The sequence below is a fragment of the Curtobacterium sp. 9128 genome (assembly GCF_900086645.1).
In the GTDB taxonomy this organism is placed as follows: domain Bacteria; phylum Actinomycetota; class Actinomycetes; order Actinomycetales; family Microbacteriaceae; genus Curtobacterium.
Genome location: NZ_LT576451.1, coordinates 3,515,807 through 3,539,953, shown reverse-complemented (window position 1 = coordinate 3,539,953; position 24,147 = coordinate 3,515,807). Strand labels below are relative to the sequence as shown.

Here is a 24,147-nt window from a genome sequence, read left to right as displayed (position 1 = left end):
TCGGTGGTGTCGTGGGCGCCACACTAGGAAACGAGTGTTTCGGCCCCGTTTCCGGCGCGGAACGTCTCGTGACGACGGGCTCGCCTCGTGACGACGGGCTCGCCTCGTGACGACGGGTCGCCTCGTGATGGCTGGCATGCTCGGGGTATGCAGACCCGGACCGTCGGACTCGTCCTCGCCGCCGGCACCGGCACGCGCATGGGCCGGCCGAAGGCGCTCGTCCGTGACGACGCCGGCCGACCGTGGCTGGAACTGGCCGTCGGGGCACTGCTCGACGGCGGCTGTGACGGCGTCGTGGTCGTCGTCGGTGCCGCCGCCGACGAGGCCCGCGCGCTCGTCCCCGCACGAACAGCGGTCAGCGTGACCGTCGCAGAGCGGTGGCGGGACGGGCTCGGTGCCTCCCTCGACGCCGGCCTCACGGCGCTCGACGAGGACCAGGCGGTCGATGCCGCCCTGGTCACCCTGGTCGACCTGCCCGGGCTCCCGGCCGAGGCGGTCCGCCGGGTACTGGGCCCGAGACCCCGCGTGGACACGCTCCGCCAGGCCGTCCACGACGGCCGTCCGGGGCACCCCGTCCTCCTCGGTCGCGCGCACTGGCCCGCGGTCCGCGCCGAACTCGACGGGGACCGGGGTGCCGGCGCGTACCTGCGCCGGAACGGCGCCGATCGCGTCGAGTGCGCCGACCTGTGGGACGGCGCTGACCAGGACCGACCGGCGCCGTGACGGCCGGGAGGCCCGTGGCGATCCCGCCACGGGCCTCCCGTCGGTCCTGCTGCCCGGTTGCTACGCGGTGGCCGTCGCGCGCGACTCGGCGAGCGTCGGGTAGTCGGTGTAGCCCTCGGCGCCCTGGCCGTAGAACAGTTCGGGGCGGGGCTCGTTGAGCTCGGCGTCGTGCTCCCAGCGGTGCGCGAGGTCCGGGTTCGCGATCGCGGCGCGTCCGGCAGCGACGGCGTCTGCGTGGTCGCCGTCGACCAGGGCGATCGCCTCGTCGCGGGTGGTCAGCGCGCTGAAGCCCGAGTTCACGATGAACGGGGCGCCCACCGTGCGACGGATGTGCTGCACGAGCCCGCCGGTCGGCTCGGCGTGCAGGACATCGACGAACGCCAGGCCGAGCGGTGCGAGACCCTCGGCGAGGGCGGTGTAGGTCGCCAGCACGTCCGCCGGGTCGTTCTCGATGACGCCCTGGATGCCGTGCTCCGGCGACAGGCGGATGCCGGTGCGGTCCGCGCCGATCGCCTCGGCGACCGCGGTGGTGACCTCGATCGCGAAGCGGGCACGGTTCTCCGGGGAGCCGCCGTACTGGTCGGTGCGGGTGTTCGACGTGCTCGACATGAACTCGTGCACGAGGTACCCGTTCGCTCCGTGCACCTCGACGCCGTCGAGCCCGGCGGCGATCGCGTTGCGGGCGGCCTGCACGAAGCCCTGCACGGCGTCCTGCACCTCGGCGGTGGTCAGCTCGTGCGGGACCGGCATGTCGGCCTTCGAGCCGTCGGCCAGGTGGGTCTGTCCCGGTGCTGCGACGGCGGACGGCCCGACGATGTGGGGCGTGCCGGCGATCGACGGGTGCGAGACCCGCCCGCCGTGCATGAGCTGCATGACGATGGTGCCGCCGGCCGCGTGCACGGCGTCGGCAACGCGACGCCACCCGGCGATCTGCTCGTCGGTCTCGATGCCGGGCTGGCCGGGGTACGAGCGGCCTTCCTGGACGGGCCAGGTGCCCTCGGTGACGATGAGACCGAGGCTCGCACGCTGCGCGTAGTGCTCGACGAGCAAGTCGTTCGGGACGCCGTGCTGGCCGGCGCGCGTGCGGGTCAGCGGGGCCATGACGATGCGGTTCGACAGGGGGAGTGCGCCGAAGGTGGCGGGTTCGAAGAGCTTCACGACGAGGTGGAACGTCGTGTTGCTCGGTGCAATTCCGGCACGGGGTCGATTCCCAGTTCCAGGGCGACGCAGTCCCGGCTGGCCCGGTCTTGGTGGGCTCAGTCGCGTGGGCAGACCAGCGTGGAGGACCGGACCTGCCCCTCCGGCCGGATCACCTGGTGTCGCGAGAGCGCCGCGCCGCACATCGGGCACGGGCGGTCGACGCTGCGGTCGTCGACGCCTTCCGGGTGCCCTGCACCGATCTGCGACGGACCCATCTTGCGGATGAGCGTGCTGTTCCAGCGTTCGTACCAGCTGCCGAAGCGTCCCACGATGGTCCTTTCGTTCGTGCACTCATCATTATGGCACGAACGAATGCGGATCACACGGTGTCGACGAGTTCGAGGAGTTCCGTCAGCTCGTCCTTGAGTCGTTCGAGTCGGTCGAGCGGCCACCCGAGCCGGTCCGCGACGGTGATCGGCACCGAGCGGGCGCGCTCGCGGAGTGCTCGTCCTGCTGTCGTCAGGGAGACCTCGAGCTGTCGTTCGTCGCTGCTGCTCCTGGTGCGCTTGACGTAGCCGGAGGTCTCGAGCCGCTTGAGCAGCGGGCTGAGCGTCGCGGACTCGAGGCGGAGTTCGCCGGCGATCTCGCGCACCGAGCGGGGGTCGTGCTCCCACAGGGCGAGCATCACGAGGTACTGCGGGTGCGTGAGGCCCATCGGTTCGAGCAGGTCGCGGTACAGCCCGATGACGCTGCGGCTCGTGGCCGCGAGCGCGAAGCAGAGCTGTCGGTCGAGGGCGAGGGGGTCGATCTCGGTCTGCGCCATGCGCCCAGCGTACCGTTCGCGCACGAACGATTGCGCGCGCGTCGGGGCTCGGGCGGGTGGTTGGGTGCGCGGACGGGTGCTCGCTCGGGTGGTTGCTCGGGTGGTTGCGCGCGCAAGGGGCGACAAGACCGCTGTCGTACGACAGCGACGGTGTCGTTCTCACGCGGGCGCAACAGTTGCGCGCGCAAGGGGCGACAAGACCGCTGTCGTACGACAGCGACGGCGTCGTTCCGAGTCGGCAGCGCGGGCGCAACAGTTGCGCGCGCAAGGGGCGACAGGACCGCTGTCGTACGACAGCGACGGTGTCGTTCTCACGCGGGCGCAACAGTTGCGCGCGCAAGGGGCGACAGGACCGCTGTCGTACGACAGCGACGGTGTCGTTCCGAGTCGGCAGCGTGGGCTGGGCAGCGTGGGCTGGGCAGCGCGAGCGGGCGCGGCGGCAGAGGTGGGCGCACGGACGGGAGGCCCGGTGCCGGTCCGACGGACCGGCACCGGGCCTCCAGGCTGGTGCGTCGCTACGCGCGGTGCGCCGGCGGGTGACCGGACTCGTGCGCGTTCGCGTCGGGCTCGACGGGGAGCGCGTGCGAACCGGTGTGGGTGTCCTCGTGCCCGGCGACCGGGTGGGAGCGCTCGAGCTTCGCTCCCTCCACGTCGACGTCCGGCACGATGCGGTCGAGCCACTTCGGGAACCACCACGCGCTCTGGCCGAGCAGGTGCATCGCCGCCGGGATGAGCAGCATGCGGACGACGAACGCGTCGACCAGCACGCCGAACGCCAGGCCGAAGCCGATGGGCTTGATCGTGGAGGAGTCCGAGAAGATGAACCCGGCGAACACCGAGATCATGATGATCGCCGCCGCCGTGACCACCGCGCGGCCGGCGTGCAGACCACGCTGGACGGCGACCTTCGCCGATGCGCCGTGGGCGTACGCCTCCCGCATGCCGGACACCAGGAACAGCTGGTAGTCCATCGCGAGCCCGAACAGGATGCCGATCTCGATGATGGGCAGGAAGCTCAGGATCGGTGCGGGGTCGTGCACCCCGAACACGCTGCCGAGCCAGCCGAACTGGTAGATCGCGGTCAGGCCACCGAAGGACGCCAGGACCGACAGGATGAAGCCCGCCGTCGCCGTGATCGGGACCAGGAAGGACCGGAACACGATGATCAGGATGATGAGCGACAGGCCGACGACCACCACGAGGTAGAGCGGCAGGACGTTCGCGAGCTTCTCGGACACGTCGATGTTGGCCGACGCGTTGCCGGCGACGCCGAGCGATGCCTTGCCGTCGTCGACGGTCACGTTCTGCGCGCGGAGGTCCTTGACGAGGTTCTCCGTGGACACGCTGTCCGGGCCGCCGTTCGGCTTCACCTGGAAGGCGATGATCGAGCGGTCCTTCGACGCGCCGATCGGCAGGACGGCGTCGACGTCGTCGTTCTTCGCGATCGCCTCGCCGATGGTGACCTCGGTCGCAGTGACGTCGTCCTCGTCGATGGCCTTCGGCAGGGTCGCGACGACGAGGAGCGGTCCGTTCTGACCGGCGCCGAACTCCTTGTCGAGGGTCTTGTAGGCCTTGTACTGGCTGGAGTCGACGGCCTCGGACGATCCGCTCGGCAGGCCGAGACGCATCTGCGCCGCCGGCAGGGCGATGGTGCCGAGCACGGCGACCCCTGCCACCAGGGTGACGATCGCGCGCCAGGTCGACATCGGCTTGTTCGGGACCCGCGTCGAGCCCGTGTTGCCGATGCGTGCGCGTTCCTTCTTCCGGAGGATCCGCATGCCGATGAGCGAGAGCAGTGCCGGTGTGAACGACGTCGCGATGCAGATCGCGAAGAAGACCGCGACCGCGCCGACCGTGCCCATCAGGCCGAGGAACGGGATGCCGGTGATGTTGAGCGCGAGCAGGGCGACGATGACGGTCGCGCCCGCGAACACCACGGCGTTCCCGGAGGTGCCGTTGGCGAGCCCGATGGACTCGTGCACCTGCATGCCCTGCTTCAGCTGGGTCCGGTGTCGGTTCAGGATGAACAGCGAGTAGTCGATGCCGACCGCCAGGCCCAGCATCACCCCCAGCACCGGCGTCACCGAGATGAACTCGACGAGACTCGAGAAGGACAGTGCGGCGAGCGACGCCACGCCGACGCCGAGCAGCGCGCTGACGAGCGGGACCGCGGCGCCGATGACCGTGCGGAGCATGAAGAACAGCACGAGCGCGGCGATGATGACACCGGCGATCTCACCCGGGCCGAGGATGGACGGCACGCCCTGGGCGATGTCGTTCGACACGTAGACGTTCACACCGCTGATGCCGGCGGAGTCGGCCTTGTCGGAGATGGCCGTCTTCGTGGTCTGCGGGACCTCGTACGTGGACTTCGTGAACTGGACGGTGCCGATCGCGGCGCTGCCGTCCTTCGAGACGAAGCGGATGTCCTTCGACAGGTCGAGGAGCTTCGTGCCCTGCTGCAGCTCCTGCTCGCTGTCGTCGAGCTTCTGCGTGTTCGTGTCGATCGTCTTCTGTGCGTCGGCGATCTGCTGCTCACCGGCGGTGATCTGCTGCTGCTGGGCGTCGATCTGCGCCTGTGCCTGCGCGAGCTGGGCCTCGGCAGCGGCTGCTGCGGCGCCACCGGCTGCCGCAGCCTGCTGCTTCTGCGTGTCGAGCTGCGCCTGGGCGGCGGCGATCTTCGTCTTGCCGTCCTCGAGCTGCTGCTTCTGCGCGTCGAGCTGCTGCTGCCCGTCGGTGATCTTCGTGCGACCGTCGTCGATCTGCTGCTGCCCGTCGACGAGCTTCTGGCGCTGGTCGTCGAGCTGCTGCTGGGTGTCGAAGCCGCTGGTCGCACCCTTGACGCCCTTCAGGTCCTCGAGGTCCTTCATGAAGTCCGCGATGTCGGTCTTCTGCGCGTCGGTGAACGCGTCGCCGCTCTTCGTCTCGAAGACCAGCGTGCCGTTGCCGCCGTTCGCGCTCGGGAACTTGTCCGCGAGTTCGTCCTGCACCTGGGACGTCTTGGTGCCGGGGATGGTGATCGACGACGAGATGGACCCGGCGAACAGTGCGTACGTGCCGCCCGCTATCCCTATGATCACGATCCAGGAGACGATCACGAGCCAATGCCGCCGAGCGGAGAATCGTCCGAGGCGGTAGAGCAGACCGGCCATGCGGTGCCCCGTTCCTTTCGTTGTGGTGGTGCTGGTTGGGCGGGGCACGCCGGTGGACCCCTGGATGTGCAGTCTCAGTGCGCGGGCATGTACCCGCTGCGGACGCTGTGCACGAGCCTGCCGAGCAGGGCGTCCCAGTCGTCGAGCGCTTCCTGGTCGAGGCGCGGGCCGGTCGTTCGCAGCCAGTGTTCGGCGATGACGACGATCCCGCTCATCAGGGACTCGACGAGCAGCCACGCGTCGAGCTCGTCGGCGCCGGGGTAGCGGCGGGCGACCTCGATCCGGAGGCGCTCGGTGACCCTGGTGAACGCCGTCTGGATGAGCACGGCGGCCTTCTGGTTCTCCTTCTCGGGATCGCCGAGGATCCGGTACATGCTCGCGATCGCCGGTGCGATGTCCGCCCCGCGTGCGGCTGACTCGAGCTCGTCGAACATCGACGCCCGGCTGCCGTCGCCGACCGGGGTGTTCGCGACGTCGCTCAGGAACCGGTCGATGATCACCGAGAGTTCCTGCTCGCAGACCGCCAACAGGACCTCGTCGAGGGACCCGAAGTGGTTGAAGACCGTGCGGCGGGCGATGTCCGCACGGGTGGCGAGGTCGTCGACGCTGAAGTCGCGATCGCCACGTTCCTCGACGAGGTCGCGAGCGGCCTGGAGGATCGCCGCGCGGTGCTTCGCCTTGAGGGCGGCACGACGGTCGATCGAGAGGGTCACATCGAAGACACTAAGTGCATCGATGCACTGAGTGCACCAATGTGGAGTGGATCTTCAGACACGTACCCCGTGCGGAACAGGTGTTCTGCACACGTGTGCTCGTGGTTGACTGGCGGTTGCCCCGACCGCCGTACGAAGGAGTACCGATGTCCGTCCGCCTGTCCCCGGAGACCCTCGACGAGATCGCGGCGAGCGGGATCGCCGTCCCCACCTACGACCGTTCCGGGATCACCGCCGGCATCGTCCACTTCGGCGTCGGCGGCTTCCACCGCGCGCACCAGGCGATGGTGATCGACCGGCTGCTGCAGCAGGGGGAGGCCCGCGAGTACGGCATCTGCGGCGTCGGGGTCCTCGAGCAGGATCGCAGGATGGCCACCGCGATGGCCGACCAGGGCGGCCTGTACACACTGGTCCTCAAGCACCCGGACGGCTCGCTCGAGACCCGCGTGATCGGCAGCATCGTCGACTACATGCTCGCCGTGGACGACCCGGACGCCGTCGTCGAGAAGATGGCGAACCCGGAGACGAAGATCGTCAGCCTCACCATCACCGAGGGCGGCTACAACTTCGACCACGTCACGGGGGAGTTCGTCGCCGACGAACCGGGCGTCGTCGCCGACCTCCGCGGGGACCAGCCGCCGCACACCGTCTTCGGCCTCGTCGTCGAGGCGCTCCGCCGCAGGCGCGATCGTGGCGAGCAGCCGTTCACCGTCATGTCGTGCGACAACATCCAGGGCAACGGGCACGTCGCCCGGGACATGTTCACCGCCTACGCCCGCCTGCAGGACCCGGCGTTCGCGGACTGGATGGACGAGCACGTGTCGTTCCCGAACTCGATGGTTGACCGGATCACGCCCGTGACGACCGACGACGACCGGGCGATGGTGCGCGACGACCTGGGGATCGAGGACGCCTGGCCCGTCGTCGCCGAGCCGTTCTTCCAGTGGGTGCTCGAGGACGACCACCCGGCTGGTCGACCGCCGTACCAGGACGCCGACGTGCAGATCGTCGAGGACGTCGAGCCGTACGAACTCATGAAGCTCCGGCTCCTCAACGCGTCGCACCAGGGCCTCTGCTACTTCGGGTACCTCTCCGGGTACCGCTACGCGCACGAGGCGACGCAGGACCCCGCCATCGCGACGTTCCTGCGCCGCTACATGGACGAGGAAGCGACCCCGACGCTGCAGCCCGTGCCCGGCATCGACCTCGAGGACTACAAGTCGACGCTGATCGAACGCTTCCAGAACCCCGAGGTACGGGACACCCTCGCGCGCCTCTGCGCCGAGTCGAGCGACCGCATCCCGAAGTGGCTGCTGCCCGTCGTCCGCGACAACCTCGCGTCCGGCGGCCCGGTCACGCTGTCCGCCGGCATCGTCGCGTCGTGGGCGAGGTACGACGAGGGAACCGACGAGTCCGGCGAGCCGATCCAGATCGTCGACCGGCTCGCGGAGACCCTCAACCGGATCGCCATGACGCAGCGGGACGACCGGCTCGCCTTCGTCGCGAACCGGCAGGTCTTCGGCGACCTCGTCGACGACGAGCGCTTCGTCGCGGCCTACCGCGACGCCCTCGACGGACTGATCGCCGACGGCGCACACGCCACGGTGGAGCGCTTGTCGCGCGCGTAGCGCGCGGGTCGCGCCCCTGCGCGAACGTCGCGCCCCGTCGCCGCGGGGCGCGACGTCCGCGACGGGGTGCGACGGCGGACGGGAGGCTCGTGGCGGCGTCGCCACGAGCCTCCCGTCCGGCACGGATCACGTGACGAGCGCGCGGACCCTGGCCGCCAGTGCCCGCTGCGCCGGGTCGGCGCGGACCGCAGCATCGACGACTGCGTCGATCCGCTCCGCCAATGATCCCGTCAGGGGAGCGGCGCCGAGTCGCGCCGCTCCTCGTGCCAGGAGTCCGTCGACGTCGCCGCGTCCGCGGCCGACCGCCTTGACCGCGGCAACCGCGTTCATGAGTGCGCTCTCGGCCGGCGACCACGGGCGGACCCACGACGGAGCCCGGTCGCCGAACCCGCCGGCCACCTCGAGGTCGACGCGCTCGAAGAGCGACCAGTCGGTGAACCGGACGAAGACGAGTCGCCGGTCTCGTTCCTCGTCCGGATCGAGGCGCAGTGACTCCACCGTGCCGATCGTGCCGAGCGCCGACGGCAGGGACTCGAGCGCGCGGTCGCCGATCGTGCCGACGCCCCACCGGAGGTCGATGTCACTGAACTCGTCCTCGGTGCCCGCTGCCCGCGATCCACGGAGTGTCACGACGCTCCCCGGGACCGCGTCGGCCAGAGCAGTCGTGAGGGCGCGGATCCGGTCGTCGACGCTGACGGAGAGACCCATGCCGCGAGGCTAGCCGCCGTACTGCCGTATGGTCCTGGTGTGAATCGGACGGACCGCCTGTACGCGTTGGTCGAGGAGCTCCGCGCCGCGGCGCCGGCCCGTCGGAGTGCGACACGGCTGGCGGAGCGGTTCGGTGTCAGCACGCGGACGGTCGAGCGGGACCTCCGCGCACTGCAGGAGTCGGGCGTCCCGATCTGGGCGGACGCCGGGCGGACCGGCGGTTACACGATCGACGCTCGCGCGACGCTGCCGCCGCTCGGACTCACGGTGGACGAGGCACTCGCCGTGTCGATCGGGCTCGGCGCGCTCGCGGGGAGTCCGTTCCGGGATGCGGCGGCCTCTGCCGCACGCAAGGTGACGGCGGTCCTGACGGAGGACGACGCTGCACGGACGGCGCGGCTCGCGAGCAGGGTGCACCTGTTGGAATCGGGGTACCGTGCCGCACCGCCGACGGGGCTCGCGCACGCACTCACCGACGGGCGCGTGCTGCGGATGACCTACCGGGACGCACACGGGGCCGCGTCCGAACGCCTCGTCGAGCCCCTCGGGTACATCGGCAAGGGCGAGGACTGGTACCTCGTCGCGTGGTGCCGCCTGCGCGAGGGCGTCCGGGTGTTCCGCGGCGATCGAGTGCTGCACGTCGAGGAGACCGGGGAGCGCTCGCCGGCCCGGACGATCGCGGTCGAGGAGCTCGACATCCCGCACGGGGTGCTCCGGCCGGTGCTCGGTCGTCCGGGCTCCTGAAGCACCGGTTCCTGAAAAACCGGTTCCTGAAACACCGACATGACGGTGTCGCCACGGTGGAGCATGCTCGGGACGTCGGTCACCGCGGCCGACGGAGAGGCCACCATGCAGTTCGCATCCATCCGCATCATCACCGACGACCTCGACCGCATGACCGCGTTCTACGAGCGCGTCACGGGGACGACCGCGAACCGCCCGGCTCCGGTGTTCGCGGAGATCGTCACCGGCGGCCTGGTCCTCGCGTTGGCGTCCCCGGCGACCGTCGCGATGCTGGCGAGCGACGCGCCGATCGCGCAGTCGAACGGCAGCGTGGTCGTCGAGTTCCTGGTGGACGACGTCGACGCCGCGTTCGACGCGCTGCGGGAAGACCTCGACGACGTGGTGCTGCCGCCGACGACGATGCCGTGGGGCAACCGGTCGACGCTGTTCCGGGACCCCGACGGCAACCTCGTGAACCTGTTCTCCCGCCCGACCGCCTGAGCCTCTGACAGCCTGAGCGGCGTCGGCCCTCACCGCGGGTCGCGGAGCCGGTCGTGCAGCTCGCGGGCTGCCGCGCCCAGGGCGGCTTCGGCAGCCGGCTGGGTGCCAGCGGCCACCTCGGACGCACTCAGCGCCGCGACGGCGAACCGGGAGCCGTCGGCGTGCTCGACCACGCCGATCTCGTGCCGGAGGTTCAGGAGCGTCCCCGTCTTCGACGCCCACGTCGAAGCGTCCGACGCGAAGTCGGGGGAGAGTCGGTGCCGGATGACGTTGCCGTGCAGGTGCTCGCGGAGCCGGTACGCGACGGCGGGCCGGATGCCCCGTTCGTCCCAGATCGCGGCGAGCAGGTCGACCCACGCGCGTGCCGTGCCGGTGTTGGTCCGCGCGACGTCGAGCTGCCGGACGGGGTGCCCGTGCGCCGGTGTCGACCCGCGGATGGCGAGCGTGTGGGCTAGGTGTGCCTCGTCGGGCGCGAACCGTTCGAGCGGGGTGTCGGACAGGTCGCGGAACGGGTGGCGGACGGCGATGCCGGTGAGGTGCAGCGCGGCGAGGTCCGTCGTCACGTCGGCGGGCGGGACGAGCTCGAGCAGGGCGTCTGCCGCGCCGTTGTCGCTGATCGTCAGCGCGAGAGACACGAGGTCGTCGACGGCGATCACGGCCGCGTGCCGGAAGCGTCCGGTGCCCGGTGTCCCCTCGGTCGGGTTCCCGGCGGGGACGGTCACCGTCTGCGCGCCATCGATCCGGCCGTCCCCGACGCGGTCCAGCACGGCGAGGGCGATCGGCAGCTTCGTCAGCGAGGCCGCGGGGAGGGGCACGTCCGCGTCGAGCGCGATCTCGTGACCGGTGTCGAGGTCGCGGACGAGGATCGACGCGCGGAGACCCGCCGCCCGGAGCTCGTCACGGACCCCGGCGAGGAACCGTTCATCCGACATCGGGCACCCCCAGCGCGACGGCCAGCTCGTCGGCGACCGCCCGCTGCACCGCGTCGGCGTCGTGCTCGCTCTCCGCGAGGACGGCGTACCCGCGTGCGAGCTGCGTCCCGACGAACGGTCGCCAGTGCAACCCGTACGCCACGGACTCCGCCTCCGAGCACAGCAGCAGGTCCCCGTCGGCGAGGACCGCGGCGAGCGAGGACGTCGTCGTCGCGTCCGTCGGCAGCTGGGACGGCAGGAGCCCAGCGGCTTCCGCCGCACGGTCGAGGACGTCGCGGACGTGGGGGACGTCGTCCTCCGGTCCGATGCGGAGGCGACTCCCGTGGTCGTCGTCGTGCCGGCGGATCGTGCGACGGGTGCGCAGCCCCTCCAGCCGGAGCGGGCGGTCGTTGTGGCGTCGGCCGGCTGCGCCGAGCGGGACCCGCCACCGTGCGCCGGCGGCCGGGACGGCGACGATCGAGACCCGCACCGTCCTCGCAGCCGCGAGCTCGGCCCGGCGTGCCGGCGGTTCCCGACGCAGGTCGAGCCGCACGCCGGCCCCTCGCGCCGTGGCTTCGGCGACCGCGAGGTCCCTGGTCGTGCAGGTCTCCGGCACGGCGATCGACACCGGTCGGAGCCGGGCGCGGTCGGCGTCGAGCTCGAGTTCGTCCGCGAGTCGGACGAGCCGGCGGGCGGACGGCACGAGGTCCTTGCCGAACGGGGTCAGCACCGCGCTCCTGGAGCTCCGTTCGAGCAGGGGGCCGCCGAGGTGTCGTTCGAGGGCGTCGATGCGGCGGCTCGCGACCGACTGCGCGATGTCGAGCGCCGCGGCCGCGCGGGTGACGCCACCGCGTTCCTCCACCTCGACGAGCACGCGGCAGGCGGCGACGAGGTCCATGCCGTGCACCCTAATCCATGCCGATGTGGCATGGATCGGCGCCGTTCGGTCTTCGACGGCATGGGACCGGGGCACGATGCTGGGGACATGCGAACCAGGAACAGCACCGCCGTCGGAGCGATCGTCCTCGCGACGGCCATCGCGCTCACCGGGTGCAGTGCGTCACCGGCGCCCGCCGCCTCCGCGCCCGCGTCGGTCTCCACACACTCCACCGACCGCGCGTTCGCGGCGCTCGAGCACCAGCACGACGCCCGACTCGGCGTCACCGCGATCGACACGGCGTCCGGGCACCGCGTGTCGTACCGGTCGGACGAACGCTTCCCGTTCGCGTCGACCAACAAGACGTTCATCGTCGCGGCGGTGCTCGCCCACGACTCGGACGCCGACCTCGACACGATCGTGCACTACGACCGCAGCGACCTGCTCGAGTACGCCCCGATCACCAGCCGGTTCGTGGACACCGGCATGACCGTCCGCGAGCTGATCGACGCCGCGATGCGGTTCAGCGACAACACCGCGGCGAACCTGCTCGTCGAACGGGTCGGCGGCCCTGATGCCGTCGAGCGGTACCTCCGCGGCATCGGCGACCGCACCACGAACGTCGACCGCGTCGAGCCGGACCTGAACGAGGCGACCCCCGGCGACGACCGCGACACCACGACCCCGGCGCAGTTCGCGTCCGACCTGCGGCAGGTCCTGCTCGGGAAGACGCTCGACACCACCGACCGGACCCTCCTCCGCGACACGATGCTCGACAACACCACCGGGGCGGGCACGGTCCGCGCCGGGGTCGACCCCGCGTGGCCGGTCGCCGACAAGACCGGCACGGGGGAGTACGGCGTCCGGAACGACATCGCGGTGGTCTACCCGACCGGCCGTGCACCGATCGTCGTCGTGGTGATGACGGCAACAGACCGGTCGGACGCGAAGGCCGACGACCCACTGGTCGCCGCGGCGACGAAGCAGGCGGTCGCCGCTCTGCGGTGACGAGCGACCGGCGCGGGCGCTGTGCCGACGCTCACCCGAGCGTCGCGGCCCACCGCCCGATCGTGTCGTAGGCGCGCTCGCGGACCGGCTCCGCGGACAGCACGACGTCGTGCAACGCTCCGCGGAGCCGCCGCACGGTCACCTCCTCGCCGAGGGAGAGCGCCCGCCGTGCCACGACGTCGACGTTCAGCGCGACGTCCGCGTGCGCCATGCCGTCGTCCCACCGTGGCTGCAGCATGCTCTTGTCGCTGAGCATCACGAGGGCAGGGACCTCGAGGCCGAGGCCTCGCTCGACGGTGGCCTGCCCCTCGAAGACGGCGTCGAGCCATCCCGGGTGCAGCGCGAACCCCCGCTCCGGCCGCCACCGCTGGTCGTACGTCCAGTTCCCCTCGCCGGACGCCGAGACGGTCCGCGTGTAGAACCCGGGGTCGACGGCGGGCAGCGGCGCGAGTGGGTTCCGCCGGGCGCCGAGCTTGACCAGCGGTGCGATGAACGCCCGCACGGCGGAGTCGGCCTGGAACTCGAGCCACGGGCTGTTGAGGATCAACCCGGACACGAGCTCCGCGTGCCGTGCCGCCCACAGCGAGAGCGTGAGTCCACCCGTCGAGTGGCCCATCGGCACCAGGCGGCGCTCTCCGCGGTGCTCCGACGCGATCGCGTCGAGTGCGGCGCCGATGTCCTCGTCGTACGTGGCGAGGTCCCCGATGTGGCCCGGTGTCTGATGCGGGCGCAGGCTCCTGCCGTACTTCCGCAGGTCCAGCGCATGGAACCGGGCGCCGAGCCGCTCGATGCGTTCGGCGAGTTCGGTCTGGAAGAAGTAGTCCGACCAGCCGTGGACGTAGAGCACATCGACCCCGTGCAGCGGCCCGCGGGCGTGCAGCAGGTCGGCGGGTGATCGTCGCCGACGGACGAGGGTCGCGACGACCGGTCCCTCGAGGTCCTCGCCGAGCGGGAGCTCGAGCCGTTCGTACGGCGCGCCGAGGACGTCCTCGGTCCACCCGCCCTGCGTCATCCCTCGTTCCTACCGGTCCCCGGCACGAAGCGCACGGTGTCGGTCGGGTCGACGGGCGGGTCAGCGGGCGGGCAGTCCGCTCCCCGTGACCCCCGACGCCGTCGACGGACGAAGGCGGCCGCACCGACGAGGTCGGTGCAGCCGCCTTCCGCGGATCGAGTCCGGACGATCAGTGTCCGGTGTCGTCCTTGGCCTTCTCCGTCTGCAGGCGGTCCTCGGCCTTGCCCTGGTCGAACTGGCCCTGCTGGGTGAGCTCGGCGTCGTCGGTGTGCTTGCCGACGGCTTCCTCGGCCTTGCCGACGACCTTCTGCGTGACGTCCTTCGCCTTGTCTCCGAGTGACATGGTTCGTTCCCTTCCTCGCGTGGTGGAGTTCTTCGGTGGAGCCGACCGTATGCCGACGTGCTCGGTGCGCTCTCGGGGTCCGGGGGACGGCGATCGGGGCACAGCGCAGCCGCACCACGTACGCTCACGGGCATGGCTGACTTCACCGAGGCGCAGGCCGCCGTCGTCCGCATCGAACGAGCAGAGCCGGGTCGCTGGGACCTCTCCGTCATCAGCGACAGCGGGGTGACGATGGGGCACGGCGTGTACCTGTTCGAGCCGGACCGCGACGACGCCCAGGACGAGGTCGCCGGTGCGGCCGAGTTCGTCCGCGACTACGGGTTCCGCTTCGAGACGGATGCCGTCGTCGCCGACGGCCCCGATGCGTTCTGGGCTCCGCTGCTCCCGCTGGACTGACGGCTCGCGACCGCGCCGAGACGGACGGGAGGCACGGTGCCAGCTGGCACCGTGCCTCCCGTCCGCGCGCGCTCGCATGATGCGACGCGCCAGCGGCGCGCGGCGCCAGCGCCGACCGAGCTAGCGAGGTCGGTTGCTTGCGTCCTAGGACAGCTTCTTGCTGTCCGACAGCCACCCGGCCAGGTCCGTCATGTAGTCGGCCTGCGAGGCGTAGTCGAGCGCCGGGAACGTCCAGCTGTGCACCTGACCGGCCACGAGCGCCTTGTTGTCCGCGAACGTCGGCTGCTTCTCGAGGTCCGCGACCTGGTAGCCCTGCTGCGAGAGCAGGATCACGTCGCCGGTGATCTGGCCCGCGTTCTCCCAGCTGTAGATGCCCCAGTAGAAGCCCTTCGGCTTCGGGTTCACCAGGTCGACCCCGAAGTCGGTGTACATCTGCAGCGTCGGCTCGTCGGCCGGGCGGGTGACGTACGCGCCGTCGCCGTCGGCGTACATCGACACGACCGTGAGGTCGCTCTCCTTCGCCGCGGACTCGAGCTTCGTCTTCGCGGTGTCGAACCGCTTCTCGGCGGCGTCGACCTTCGACTGCTCGGCTCCGAGGGACTCGGCGAGGCCCGTGATGTCCTTGATGACGTCGAGGCCCTTGCCGCCCCACTTCACCTGCGCGACCGGAGCGATCGCCTGGATCTGCTTCTGCTGTGCCGTGTCCTTGAAGCCGTAGCCGGGCTCCGAGGAGTCGAGCGTGCCCTGCTCGTCCTTCGGGTAGACCGACGTGACGACGAGGTCGGGCTTGAGGGCGGCGAGCTTCTCGAGGTCGATGTCGCCGTACGCCGTACCGAGCTGCGTGATGCCGTCGGTGTCGAGCCCGTCGAACCGCTTGTCCTGCGTCATCGGGATCTGGCCGAAGGTGCCGACCGGGTGCAGGCCGTACTCGACGAACGAGATCGCGATGTCGTTGAGCACGACGACGCGCTTCGGCGTGTGGTCGACCTTCACGGTGGTGCCGGTGGCGTCCTTGTACGACCACGCACCCCCGTCGGCCGCGGAGCTGGAGCCGGAGCCCGCGGAGTCGGAGGCGCCCGTGGACGAGCAGCCGGCGAGGAGCAGGGCCGACGCGGCCACTGCGCTGAGGAGAACGGTACGGAGCTTCACGTTAGGAGAGGCTAACCTAAGTTTGCGTCGGCCGCGAGTCCCGAGACGTCGTGCTCGTCCGCCTCGGGCACGACCATGGGCGCGCCGGTCACCGGATCGGGGACGACCCGCGCGTGCAGCCCGAACGCCGACTGCAGGACCTCGGGGGTGAGCACGTCCACCGGGGAGCCGTCCGCGACCACGCCGCCGTCGTGCAGGACGACGAGCCGGTCCGAGTACCTGGCTGCGAGCGACAGGTCGTGCAGGACCATCACGACCGTCGATCCCTGGTCGCGGTTGATCCGCCGGACCAGGCGCAGGACGTCGAGCTGGTGCGCGAGGTCGAGGTACGTCGTCGGTTCGTCGAGCAGCAGGGTGTCGGCGCGCTGGGCGAGCACGAGCGCGATCCAGGCCCGCTGCCGCTGCCCGCCGGACAGGCTCGCGACGTCGCGGTGCGCCACCTCGGTCAGGCCGGTCGCGGCGATCGCCTCCTCGGCGACACCGGCGTCCTCGGCGGTCCACGGGCGTGCCCAGGACTGGTGCGGGTTCCGGCCGCGCATCACGAGGTCGAGCACGCTCGTGCCGGCCGGGGCAGCGGGGGACTGCGGCAGGATCGCGAGCTTCCGGGCGACGGCGCGGTTCGGCTCCTTGCGGATCGGGACGCCGTCGAGGTGGACCTCGCCCGCGATCGGCTTGAGGACCCGCCCGAACGCCTTCAGGAGCGTCGACTTGCCGCAGCCGTTCGCGCCGAGGAACGTCGTCACGGTGCCGCGCTCGATGCGCAGGTCGAGGTCGCTGAGGACGGCGCGGCGGTCGTAGCCGACGGACAGGCCGCGCGCCTCCAGGACGGGCGGTGTCGCGACGGCGCTGTCGTGCGGTGCAGTCGTCGTGGTGTCGTGCAGTGTCGTCATCGGGACATCTCCTTGCGGTGACGGATGAGGAGCCAGATCAGGTACGGAGCGCCGATCACGGTCGTGACGATGCCGACCGGCACCTGCCAGGGGAACGCCGAGCGGGCGAGCAGGTCGGCGGCGAGGACGAGCACCGCGCCGAGCGCCGCGGAGAGCAGCAGCGGCGGACGGTTCGTGCCGGCGAGGCGCAGGGCGATCTGCGGCACGACGAACGCGACGAAGCCGACCGGCCCCGCGGCGGCGACGGCGGCGGCGGTGAGGACGACCGCGAGCGCGATCACGAGCAGGCGGTGTCGCTGGATCGCGAGTCCGACGCCGACGGCGACCTCGTCCCCGAGCTGCCCGATGCCGAGGGAGGCGCTCGTGGCCAGCGCGATCGGGACCGCAACCGCGGCGACGATCAGCAGCGGCCAGACGCTCGCCCACGAGGTGCTCGACAGGCTCCCCACGAGCCACTGCGACGCCGCGGCCGCCTGGGTGATCTGCGCCCGGACGAGCAGGTAGCTCGTGACCGCGTCGAGTGTGGCGCTCACCCCGATGCCGACCAGGACGAGCCGATAGCTCTGCACGCCGCCGCGCCACCCGAGCCCGTACACGACGGCCGCCGCGATGAGCGCGCCGATCGTGGCGGCGACGGGGATGCCGCTGCCGAGGACCACGGCACCGACGGCGTAGGTGCCACCGCCGATGACGACCGCGGCCACGGCACCGACGCTCGCCCCGGAGGTCACGCCGATGATGTCCGGCGTGCCGAGCGGGTTGCGCGTGAACGTCTGGGTCAGCGCACCGGCGACCGCGAGGGTCAGCCCGACGAGCGCGCCGGTGAGGACCCGGGGAAGCCGGAGCGTCTGGACGATGAAGGCATCGGCGCCGGTGCCCAGGCCGAGCAGCGACCGGACGACCGTGCCCGGTGCGATCCACGTCGAGCCGATCGCGACGCCGAGGACCACGAGCAGCAGCGCGGCGGCGACGGCGGCTATCGTCAGCCAGAACACCCTGGGGCGCCAGGCGAGCCCGACGGGCCCGATGCTGATGCCCTGGCGCGTGGCGCGCACCGTGTCGGCGGTGTCGGCCGCACGCGCGGTGTCGACGGCGCTCACAGCGACACCAGCGATCGCCGGCGGGCGACCGCGACGAAGACCGGACCGCCGATGACGGCGAGGATGATCCCCACCTCGACCTCGGCGAAGCCCCCGACGAGCCGGCCGATGACGTCGGCGAGCAGCACGAGCGCCGCCCCGAGCAGTGCGGATGCGGGGAGCGCCCAGCGGTGCCCGGTGCCGACGAGCGCCCGGGCGACGTGCGGCACCGTGAGCCCGACGAACCCGATCGGCCCGGCGGCGGCGGTCGCCCCTGCGGCGAGCAGCGTGATCCCGCCGAGTCCGACGAGCCGGGCGACGAGCACGTTCTCGCCGAGCCCCTTCGCGAGGTCCGCTCCGAGCCCGAGCGCGTCGAGCGACCGGACGTTCAGGACGGCGAGCACCAGCCCGGCGACGAGGAACGGCCACACGGCCTGGAGCACGTCGATCTGGCGGCCGGAGAGCGAGCCGACGACCCACAGTCGGTAGGCGTCGAGGGAGTCGCGGTCGGTGAGGACCAGGAACGAGGTCAGTGCGCCGAGCAGCGCCGAGACCGCGGCACCGGCGAGGGCGAGCGGCACGGGACTGGCGGTCCCGCTGCCCGCGATCGTCACCGAGAACACGACGACGCTCGCCACGACGGCACCTGCGAGCGCGAACCACACGGTGACGCCGGTGTTCGTGATCCCGAAGACGTAGACACCGATCACGACGGCGAGACCGGCGCCGGCGGAGACCCCGAACAGGCCGGGGTCAGCGAGCGGGTTCCTGGTGTGCCCCTGCATCAGCAGTCCGGCGATCCCGAGCGCCGCACCGACCGCGGCGCCGATCGCCGTGCGCGGGATCCTCGACCCCCAGACGATGGCGTCGTCGGTGCTCGACCCCGTGTGCATCAGCCCGGCGAGGACACGGTCGACACCGATCCGGTTGCTGCCGAGCAGCATGCTGGCGACGACGACGAGCGCGAGCGCGACGACCATGCCGAGGACGATCGCGGTACGCCGCCTGGTCGTCGTCCGGTGGACGCCGGCGGCACCGACGCCGGGGTCGTGCGCGCCGCGGACCGGGGCGGCGAGAGCGGGGGTGGGGGCTGGCACGCGGACCATCTTAGGTTAGCCTTGCCTCATGGCGAAGAACCCGCGGCTCCTGCCCGTGAACCCCCGGCTCTTCCGTGCCCGGGTCGTCCGGACCGAACGTGTGACGCCGTCGATGCACCGCGTCACGGTCACCGGGGACGACCTGCACGAGTTCGGGTACCTCGGGTTCGACCACTGGTTCCGCCTGTTCATGCAGCACCCCCACCAGGACGCGTTCCGCCTGCCGGAGCTCGACGGCACGAAGTGGTGGCCGACCTTCCTCGCCATCCCCGAGGAGACCCGCCCGCACTGCGCGAACTACACCGTCGCCGCCTTCCGCCCGGCGACCGCGGTCACCCAGGCCGAGCTGGACATCGACTTCGTCGTGCACACGAGCGCGGACGGGTCGCTCGAGGGCCGTGCGGCGATCTGGGCGTGCACCGCCCGTCCCGGACAGGAACTGGCGATGCTCGACCAGGGCTGCATCTTCGACTGCCCGGACGACGCGAGCGAGGTCCTCGTCGTCGCCGAGGAGACGGGCTTGCCCGGCGTGGTCGGCATCGCGGCGTCGCTGCCGCGGGACGCGGTCGGTCGGATCATCCAGGAGGTCCCGGTCGCGGCGGACATCCGCCCGCTCGACGCACCGGCCGGTGTCACCGTCACGTGGCTCGTCCGCGACGACTTCCACGCGGTCCCCGGAGCCGCGGCGCTCGAGGAACTCCGGCGCCACACGCCCACCGACGAGGACGCCTACGCGTTCGTCGTGGGGGAGTCCACCCTCGCGACCGAGGGCCGTCGCCACCTGCACCGCTCTGGGCTGCCGAAGTCCCGCATCACGTTCTCCGGCTTCTGGAAGCGCGAGGCGAAGGAGCCGGTCCCGGCCTGACCCGGCGGGATCGTGCCAGGCTGTGCGCATGGGGACGGTGCGGGGAACAGCGGTGGTCGGCGGGTTCGTGGCAGTAGTGCTGCTCGTGAGCGGGTGCGCGCAGGCATCAGGACAGCCCGACGTGGCCCCGGCGACGCGGACGCCGTCGCGGGCCCAGACGCCGACGCCCACCCCCACCCCCACCCCGACGGCGACGACGCCGGCGATCGCGGAGGCCCTCCCGGACACCGTCGACGCCGGGACGGTCTCCGGCGGCGTGTCCGCGACCGCCTCGGGGACCGGGTCGTCGAACGTGGCCTTCCACGCCGACGGTGACTTCGCCGTGGTGGTCGAGCTCGACTGCTCGTCCTGCACGGGCACCGCGACCGTCACCGCCCCTGGTCGGATGTCGCCGTTCGGACGCGCGACCGCGCCGCTGCGGGGCTCGTTCCTGACCGGCGTCCTGCAGAGTGACTCCCCGGACCAGACGATCATCGTCGAGGCCGACGGCCCGTGGACGGTGACCCTGCGCAGCTGGAACGACCTGCCGTACGTGTCCGGGTCGCAGTCGGGGACCGGGCCCGCGGTGCTCTTCTTCTCCGACGACGTCTCGCACGTGACGGTCGACTACCGGCCGAGCGGACCGGACGACTCGTTCTCCGGACGGGTGTTCACGACGTCCGCCAACCCGCAGCTGTTCGGGAACACCGGGGCGTTCACCGAGTCCTTCGACGTCGACCTGCCCGGCGTGATGGCCGTCCAGACCAACGGGACCTGGACGGTCACCCCCACCCCCTGAGGCGCCGCCGCCCGCCGGCCGGTGCCGCCCGACGCCGCTTGCCGCTCCCTCTCGCCAAAGCGACAGTTCTCCGCCGAACTTCGGCGGAGAACTGTCGCTTTGGCGGGAGCGACGGGACCCGGTGACGGACTGGAGGCCCGGTGCCAGCTGGCACCGAGCCTCCAGTCCGATGTTGGGTCGCGTCAGCCCTTGAGGCCGGAACCCGTCACGCCCTCCACGATCTGCCGCTGGAAGATCAGGTAGAGGATGATCAGCGGCAACGCCGCCAGGATGGCGCCGGCCTGGATGTCGGCGTAGCGCTGGCCGAAGCTGCCCTGGACCGTCGCCAGACCGACCGGAACGGTCATGAGGTCCGGGTTGGACAGGACGAACAGCGGCAGGAGCAGGTTGTTCCAGACCCCGACGAACGTCAGGATCGTCACCGCCGCGATCACCGGCCGCGACAGCGGCAGGATGACCGACCAGTAGACCTTCCAGATGTTCGCGCCGTCGATGCGCGCGGCCTCTTCGAGTTCACGCGGGATGCCGTCGAAGAACTGCTTGAAGATGAACACCGCGATCACGGCAGGCACCTGCGGGAAGATCACCGACCAGTAGGTGTTCAGCAGGTTGACGGCGTTGAGCTCCTGGAAGATCGGGATGATCAGCACCTGGGTGGGGATCATGATCCCGAGGATGATGAGCAGGAACGCGAGGTTCCGGCCGCGGAACACCAGCCGGGACAGGGCGAACGCAGCCATCGACGCGAACAGCACCGTGAGGAGCGCCGTGACGACGCTCGTGATGCCGCTCGCGAGGTACCAGTTCCAGATGTCGCCGGCTTGGAAGAGCGCCGCGTAGGAGTGCAGCGTCGGGTTCCAGTTCGACAGGATCGAGTTCGCGCCCAGTGCCGCGACGCCGTTGTCCGACAACGAGGTCTTCAGCGCGAACAGGCTCGGGATCAGCCAGATGATCGCGAACACCGTCAGGATGATCGCGGCCGTGATGTTGAACCCCTTGCCGCTGACACCGATCTTCGCGGCATTCGCGGGTGCGGCGGCCGAGACGCCGGAACGGAGCTTCGGCCGGCTGGTGGTGATGCTCTCGGTGGCGGTCATGTCAGGCCCCGATCTCTCGCTTGGCGGCAGCGCGTTCGACGATCTGCCGGATGACCGCGATCGCGACGATCACGATGAACAGGAGCACCGACGCGGCCGATGCCGCGCCGAGCCGGTTGTCGGTGAAGCCGACGCCGGTGATGAGCTGCAGCGAGACCTGGGTTGAGATGCCAGGCCCGCCGTTCGTCATCAGGTACACCTGGTCGAAGATCTTCAGGCTCGCGATGATCTGCAGCAGGATGACGAGCGTCGTCGTCCGGCCGAGGAGCGGCAGCGTGATCGACTTGATCTGCTGCCAGCTGGACGCACCGTCGACGGCGGCGGCCTCGTACAGCTCGCGGGGGATCTCCTGCAGCCCCGCCAGGTACAGCACGAAGTTGAACCCGAGGGTCCACCAGACCGTGGCGATCGCGACGCCGATCATGGCGGTGTTCGGGCTCGCCAGCACACCGGCACCCGGGGTCATCCCGAGCAGGGACTGGACGCTCGCCCACAGGCCGGTGCTCGGCGTGAAGATGAACACCCAGATGAGCGAGATGGTCGCCGACGGCAGGATGAAGGGCAGGAAGAACGCCAGTCGGAAGAACCACTGGCCGCGGTTCATCCGGTTGGTCAGCACGGCGAAGACGAACGCCAGGATGACGAGTGGCGGCGTCGTGTAGAGCGTGAACTGCAGGGTGTGCCACAGCGACGACCAGAAGTCGGCGCGCCCGAGCATCTCCGCGTAGTTCGCGAACCCGGCGAAGCTGCCGAGGCCCGTGCGGACGGTCGAGGTGTTGAAGAAGCTCGTGACGATCATCCAGATCGTCGGACCGAGCAGGAAGGCCAGGTAGAACAGGCCGAACGGGGCGAGGAAGAGCCAGCCGCTGCGGCCCTGGCCGCGGGTGAGGCTGGTGCGGTAGGTGCGGACTCGACGGGGAGCGGTGGCCGCTCCCGTGGGACGGGTGAGGACTGGTGCTGCAGTCACGTCATCGTGCCTTTCGCGGGGTGTTCACGTCGCCGCTCACAGCGGGCTCGGGGTGTTGAGGTAGGTCGACAGTTGCGACTTGATCGCGCTCATGGCGGCGGCGGGGGAGCTCGAGCCCTGCTGGACGAGTGCGAGCTGTGCGCCGACGGTGTTCTCGAACGTGGAACCGGATCCGCCGTACCAGGCGGCGTCGTCGAACACGGCGGTCTCGGCAGCGGATGCGTAGTTCGACTGCGGCGTGAGCTCCTTGTACGCGGAGCTGTCGTAGGTCGGCAGGTACGCGGGGACGTGGCCGCCCTGCGCCCACGTCATGCTCTGCTCGAGCATCTGCTTGATGAACAGCATCGCCGCCTTCTTCTGCTCCGGCGTGCGGTCCTTCCGCGGCAGGATGAAGGTGTGCGAGTCGGCCTGGGTCGCCGGCTTGTCGAAGAGCTGCGGGATCGGCGCCATGCCGAACTTCAGGCCCTTGATCGACTGCGCCGTGCTGATCTCCCACTCGCCCTGCATGAAGAAGCCGGCCTTGCCGGTGAACATCAGGGTCTGGGCGGTGGCGTAGTCGAGGCCCTTGTTCAGCCAGCCGTTCTTCACCCACTTCTGGGTCATCTCGGTGACCTTCGTGTACGCGTCCTCGTTGACGGTCAGCTTCGCGCCGCCGTCGCTGATGAACGGCGTCGCGCCCTCGATCTGGTTGTACATCGTCCAGAAGAAGCGCCATGGGGTCGCGATCTCGCTGACGTTCGCCACGTTGAGCGCGGTGCCGCCCGTCACCTTCGCGACCGCGGCGAGGGCACTCTCGAACGCCTCCAGCCCGGTGAGGTCCTTGAGCTTGCCGTCACCGTCGAGCAGGCCGGCCTTCTGGCACACGTCAACGTTGTAGAAGAGCACGAAGGGGTGAGTGTCGAGCGGCACGCAGATGTTCTTGCCGTCGGTCTTCTGCGCCGTCCATGCCTTCTGGTTGAAGTCGCTCGCAGCGAGGCCGACGCCGGCGAGGTCGTCGGACGTGATCGGGTCGAGCAGGTCGCCGTCCCAGAGCGGCTTCGCACGCGTCAGGTGGGAGATCGCGACGTCCGGCGGCTTGTTCCCGACGGTGGCGAGTGTGACCTTCGAGTAGTACGGGTTGCCCCACGCGAACGTCGTCGCCTGCAGCGAGCTGGATCCGCCGTGTTGCTTGGCGTACCCGCGTTCCATCTCCTGCATGCGGGCGCCGTCACCGCCACCGAAGAGGTTCCAGAACACGAGGGTCTCGGGGTTGAGCGCGCTGCCGGCGAGGCCAGCGGCGATCGGGCTGGAGCACGCGGCGAGGGGGAGCACGGTGGCCGCTGCGGCACCGGCCGCGAGGAGGCTCCGTCGGGTGAAGGCGCCGCCTCGGAGCTGTGGGACGGGTGGGACGGGTCGATTCGGCATGGCATCACTCCATCGGGATGGGCCGGGCTGAGAACACCAGGGCAGGTGCTCCGTGAGCGCTCACATTAGCCCGCGACTCGGTGATGCGCCAGCCCTTTCGCACTGCCGTGGATACCGGTAGCGTTACGGATGGGTGAGCGCTCACTTTCGAGTCGGGCCGCCA

The 24,147-nt window shown here is 70.8% G+C and carries 25 protein-coding genes; 8 read left to right on the top strand and 17 right to left on the bottom strand.

What is annotated here, in order from left to right:
• The first annotated feature begins 147 nt into the window (after positions 1-147).
• A complete protein-coding gene (locus QK288_RS16830) occupies positions 148-723 on the top strand; it encodes an NTP transferase domain-containing protein (protein WP_281265417.1) in 576 nt (191 codons plus the stop codon).
• Between the two features lie 60 nt (positions 724-783).
• Here QK288_RS16830 and QK288_RS16825 read toward each other — a convergent pair whose 3' ends face one another.
• The 5 genes from QK288_RS16825 to QK288_RS16805 all read right to left on the bottom strand — a co-directional run bounded on the left by QK288_RS16825 (position 784) and on the right by QK288_RS16805 (position 6,551).
• The gene (locus QK288_RS16825) at positions 784-1,881 is read right to left on the bottom strand and encodes an alkene reductase (protein ID WP_281265416.1); all 1,098 of its coding nucleotides are present in this window, start codon (positions 1,879-1,881) and stop codon (positions 784-786) included.
• 98 nt (positions 1,882-1,979) lie between these two features.
• Positions 1,980-2,192, bottom strand: a complete 213-nt coding sequence (locus QK288_RS16820; protein WP_281265415.1) for a hypothetical protein — start codon at positions 2,190-2,192, stop codon at positions 1,980-1,982.
• Positions 2,193-2,242: 50 nt separating this feature from the next.
• Positions 2,243-2,686 carry a MarR family transcriptional regulator gene (locus QK288_RS16815; protein WP_281265414.1) on the bottom strand — a complete coding sequence of 148 codons (444 nt, stop codon included), beginning with the start codon at positions 2,684-2,686 and terminating at the stop codon, positions 2,243-2,245.
• Between the two features lie 515 nt (positions 2,687-3,201).
• Positions 3,202-5,838 (bottom strand): MMPL family transporter, encoded by a 2,637-nt coding sequence (locus QK288_RS16810; protein ID WP_281265413.1) that lies wholly within the window; start codon positions 5,836-5,838, stop codon positions 3,202-3,204.
• A gap of 74 nt (positions 5,839-5,912) precedes the next feature.
• Entirely contained in the window at positions 5,913-6,551 is a 639-nt protein-coding gene (locus QK288_RS16805; protein ID WP_281265412.1) for a TetR/AcrR family transcriptional regulator, read from the bottom strand.
• Positions 6,552-6,697: 146 nt separating this feature from the next.
• On the opposite strand from QK288_RS16805, the gene QK288_RS16800 reads away from it, so the two are divergent.
• A complete protein-coding gene (locus tag QK288_RS16800; RefSeq protein ID WP_281265411.1) occupies positions 6,698-8,179 on the top strand; it encodes a mannitol dehydrogenase family protein in 1,482 nt (493 codons plus the stop codon).
• A 126-nt stretch (positions 8,180-8,305) separates the two neighbouring features.
• On the opposite strand, the gene QK288_RS16795 is transcribed toward QK288_RS16800, so the two are convergent.
• Positions 8,306-8,887: a hypothetical protein gene (locus QK288_RS16795; RefSeq protein ID WP_281265410.1), complete on the bottom strand. Its 582-nt coding sequence runs from the start codon at positions 8,885-8,887 to the stop codon at positions 8,306-8,308.
• A gap of 39 nt (positions 8,888-8,926) precedes the next feature.
• Between QK288_RS16795 and QK288_RS16790 the strand changes: the two genes are divergently transcribed.
• Both QK288_RS16790 and QK288_RS16785 read left to right on the top strand, forming a co-directional pair.
• A complete protein-coding gene (locus QK288_RS16790; RefSeq protein WP_281265409.1) occupies positions 8,927-9,631 on the top strand; it encodes a WYL domain-containing protein in 705 nt (234 codons plus the stop codon).
• Positions 9,632-9,736: 105 nt separating this feature from the next.
• Entirely contained in the window at positions 9,737-10,111 is a 375-nt protein-coding gene (locus QK288_RS16785; RefSeq protein ID WP_281265408.1) for a VOC family protein, read from the top strand.
• Positions 10,112-10,140: 29 nt separating this feature from the next.
• Here the strand turns inward: QK288_RS16785 and QK288_RS16780 are convergent, their stop codons facing one another.
• Together QK288_RS16780 and QK288_RS16775 are read right to left on the bottom strand one after the other, a co-directional pair.
• A complete protein-coding gene (locus QK288_RS16780) occupies positions 10,141-11,043 on the bottom strand; it encodes a serine hydrolase (protein WP_281265407.1) in 903 nt (300 codons plus the stop codon).
• Positions 11,033-11,920 (bottom strand): LysR family transcriptional regulator, encoded by an 888-nt coding sequence (locus QK288_RS16775; protein WP_281265406.1) that lies wholly within the window; start codon positions 11,918-11,920, stop codon positions 11,033-11,035. Before QK288_RS16775 ends, QK288_RS16780 begins: the two co-directional genes overlap by 11 nt.
• 87 nt (positions 11,921-12,007) lie before the next feature.
• Here QK288_RS16775 and bla point away from each other — a divergent pair, with 87 nt between their 5' ends.
• Positions 12,008-12,907: a class A beta-lactamase gene (gene bla, locus QK288_RS16770; RefSeq protein WP_281265405.1), complete on the top strand. Its 900-nt coding sequence runs from the start codon at positions 12,008-12,010 to the stop codon at positions 12,905-12,907.
• A 31-nt stretch (positions 12,908-12,938) separates the two neighbouring features.
• On the opposite strand, the gene QK288_RS16765 is transcribed toward bla, so the two are convergent.
• Together QK288_RS16765 and QK288_RS16760 are read right to left on the bottom strand one after the other, a co-directional pair.
• On the bottom strand, positions 12,939-13,919 hold the full coding sequence (locus tag QK288_RS16765) for an alpha/beta hydrolase (RefSeq protein WP_281265404.1): 981 nt from the start codon (positions 13,917-13,919) through the stop codon (positions 12,939-12,941).
• 169 nt (positions 13,920-14,088) lie between these two features.
• Positions 14,089-14,262 carry a CsbD family protein gene (locus QK288_RS16760; RefSeq protein ID WP_281265403.1) on the bottom strand — a complete coding sequence of 58 codons (174 nt, stop codon included), beginning with the start codon at positions 14,260-14,262 and terminating at the stop codon, positions 14,089-14,091.
• 132 nt (positions 14,263-14,394) lie between these two features.
• Between QK288_RS16760 and QK288_RS16755 the strand changes: the two genes are divergently transcribed.
• Positions 14,395-14,658 carry a hypothetical protein gene (locus QK288_RS16755; protein ID WP_281265402.1) on the top strand — a complete coding sequence of 88 codons (264 nt, stop codon included), beginning with the start codon at positions 14,395-14,397 and terminating at the stop codon, positions 14,656-14,658.
• Positions 14,659-14,802: 144 nt separating this feature from the next.
• Here the strand turns inward: QK288_RS16755 and QK288_RS16750 are convergent, their stop codons facing one another.
• The 4 genes from QK288_RS16750 to QK288_RS16735 are packed head-to-tail and all read right to left on the bottom strand — an operon-like array spanning position 14,803 to position 18,873.
• On the bottom strand, positions 14,803-15,807 hold the full coding sequence (locus QK288_RS16750) for an ABC transporter substrate-binding protein (protein WP_281265401.1): 1,005 nt from the start codon (positions 15,805-15,807) through the stop codon (positions 14,803-14,805).
• An 11-nt stretch (positions 15,808-15,818) separates the two neighbouring features.
• Positions 15,819-16,697 carry an ABC transporter ATP-binding protein gene (locus QK288_RS16745; protein WP_281265400.1) on the bottom strand — a complete coding sequence of 293 codons (879 nt, stop codon included), beginning with the start codon at positions 16,695-16,697 and terminating at the stop codon, positions 15,819-15,821.
• On the bottom strand, positions 16,694-17,797 hold the full coding sequence (locus QK288_RS16740) for an iron ABC transporter permease (RefSeq protein WP_281265399.1): 1,104 nt from the start codon (positions 17,795-17,797) through the stop codon (positions 16,694-16,696). Before QK288_RS16740 ends, QK288_RS16745 begins: the two co-directional genes overlap by 4 nt.
• Positions 17,794-18,873 carry an iron ABC transporter permease gene (locus QK288_RS16735; protein ID WP_281265398.1) on the bottom strand — a complete coding sequence of 360 codons (1,080 nt, stop codon included), beginning with the start codon at positions 18,871-18,873 and terminating at the stop codon, positions 17,794-17,796. The genes QK288_RS16740 and QK288_RS16735 overlap by 4 nt, the downstream gene beginning before the upstream one ends.
• Before the next feature lie 28 nt (positions 18,874-18,901).
• Here QK288_RS16735 and QK288_RS16730 point away from each other — a divergent pair, with 28 nt between their 5' ends.
• Complete coding sequence (locus QK288_RS16730) at positions 18,902-19,738, top strand: siderophore-interacting protein (protein ID WP_281265397.1); 837 nt, start codon at positions 18,902-18,904, stop codon at positions 19,736-19,738.
• A gap of 28 nt (positions 19,739-19,766) precedes the next feature.
• Positions 19,767-20,516 carry a hypothetical protein gene (locus QK288_RS16725; RefSeq protein ID WP_281265396.1) on the top strand — a complete coding sequence of 250 codons (750 nt, stop codon included), beginning with the start codon at positions 19,767-19,769 and terminating at the stop codon, positions 20,514-20,516.
• 182 nt (positions 20,517-20,698) lie between these two features.
• On the opposite strand, the gene QK288_RS16720 is transcribed toward QK288_RS16725, so the two are convergent.
• Genes QK288_RS16720 through QK288_RS16710 form a run of 3 tightly spaced genes read right to left on the bottom strand, consistent with a single transcriptional unit; the run spans position 20,699 to position 23,984 of the window.
• The gene (locus tag QK288_RS16720) at positions 20,699-21,613 is read right to left on the bottom strand and encodes a carbohydrate ABC transporter permease (RefSeq protein ID WP_281265395.1); all 915 of its coding nucleotides are present in this window, start codon (positions 21,611-21,613) and stop codon (positions 20,699-20,701) included.
• Position 21,614: 1 nt separating this feature from the next.
• Positions 21,615-22,580: a sugar ABC transporter permease gene (locus QK288_RS16715; RefSeq protein WP_281265394.1), complete on the bottom strand. Its 966-nt coding sequence runs from the start codon at positions 22,578-22,580 to the stop codon at positions 21,615-21,617.
• A gap of 36 nt (positions 22,581-22,616) precedes the next feature.
• Complete coding sequence (locus tag QK288_RS16710; RefSeq protein ID WP_281265393.1) at positions 22,617-23,984, bottom strand: extracellular solute-binding protein; 1,368 nt, start codon at positions 23,982-23,984, stop codon at positions 22,617-22,619.
• Between the last annotated feature and the right edge of the window lie 163 nt (positions 23,985-24,147).

Excerpts from the sequence above, each read along its gene's own strand:
- QK288_RS16830 (WP_281265417.1), top strand. The coding sequence starts at position 148 with ATGCAGACCCGGACCGTCGGACTCGTCCTCGCCGCCGGCACCGGCACG.
- QK288_RS16815 (WP_281265414.1), bottom strand. The coding sequence starts at position 2,686 with ATGGCGCAGACCGAGATCGACCCCCTCGCCCTCGACCGACAGCTCTGC.
- QK288_RS16810 (WP_281265413.1), bottom strand. The coding sequence starts at position 5,838 with ATGGCCGGTCTGCTCTACCGCCTCGGACGATTCTCCGCTCGGCGGCAT.
- QK288_RS16800 (WP_281265411.1), top strand. The coding sequence starts at position 6,698 with ATGTCCGTCCGCCTGTCCCCGGAGACCCTCGACGAGATCGCGGCGAGC.
- QK288_RS16795 (WP_281265410.1), bottom strand. The coding sequence starts at position 8,887 with ATGGGTCTCTCCGTCAGCGTCGACGACCGGATCCGCGCCCTCACGACT.
- QK288_RS16785 (WP_281265408.1), top strand. The coding sequence starts at position 9,737 with ATGCAGTTCGCATCCATCCGCATCATCACCGACGACCTCGACCGCATG.
- QK288_RS16780 (WP_281265407.1), bottom strand. The coding sequence starts at position 11,043 with ATGTCGGATGAACGGTTCCTCGCCGGGGTCCGTGACGAGCTCCGGGCG.
- QK288_RS16775 (WP_281265406.1), bottom strand. The coding sequence starts at position 11,920 with ATGGACCTCGTCGCCGCCTGCCGCGTGCTCGTCGAGGTGGAGGAACGC.
- bla (WP_281265405.1), top strand. The coding sequence starts at position 12,008 with ATGCGAACCAGGAACAGCACCGCCGTCGGAGCGATCGTCCTCGCGACG.
- QK288_RS16765 (WP_281265404.1), bottom strand. The coding sequence starts at position 13,919 with ATGACGCAGGGCGGGTGGACCGAGGACGTCCTCGGCGCGCCGTACGAA.
- QK288_RS16760 (WP_281265403.1), bottom strand. The coding sequence starts at position 14,262 with ATGTCACTCGGAGACAAGGCGAAGGACGTCACGCAGAAGGTCGTCGGC.
- QK288_RS16755 (WP_281265402.1), top strand. The coding sequence starts at position 14,395 with ATGGCTGACTTCACCGAGGCGCAGGCCGCCGTCGTCCGCATCGAACGA.
- QK288_RS16745 (WP_281265400.1), bottom strand. The coding sequence starts at position 16,697 with ATGACGACACTGCACGACACCACGACGACTGCACCGCACGACAGCGCC.
- QK288_RS16730 (WP_281265397.1), top strand. The coding sequence starts at position 18,902 with ATGGCGAAGAACCCGCGGCTCCTGCCCGTGAACCCCCGGCTCTTCCGT.
- QK288_RS16725 (WP_281265396.1), top strand. The coding sequence starts at position 19,767 with ATGGGGACGGTGCGGGGAACAGCGGTGGTCGGCGGGTTCGTGGCAGTA.
- QK288_RS16720 (WP_281265395.1), bottom strand. The coding sequence starts at position 21,613 with ATGACCGCCACCGAGAGCATCACCACCAGCCGGCCGAAGCTCCGTTCC.
- QK288_RS16710 (WP_281265393.1), bottom strand. The coding sequence starts at position 23,984 with ATGCCGAATCGACCCGTCCCACCCGTCCCACAGCTCCGAGGCGGCGCC.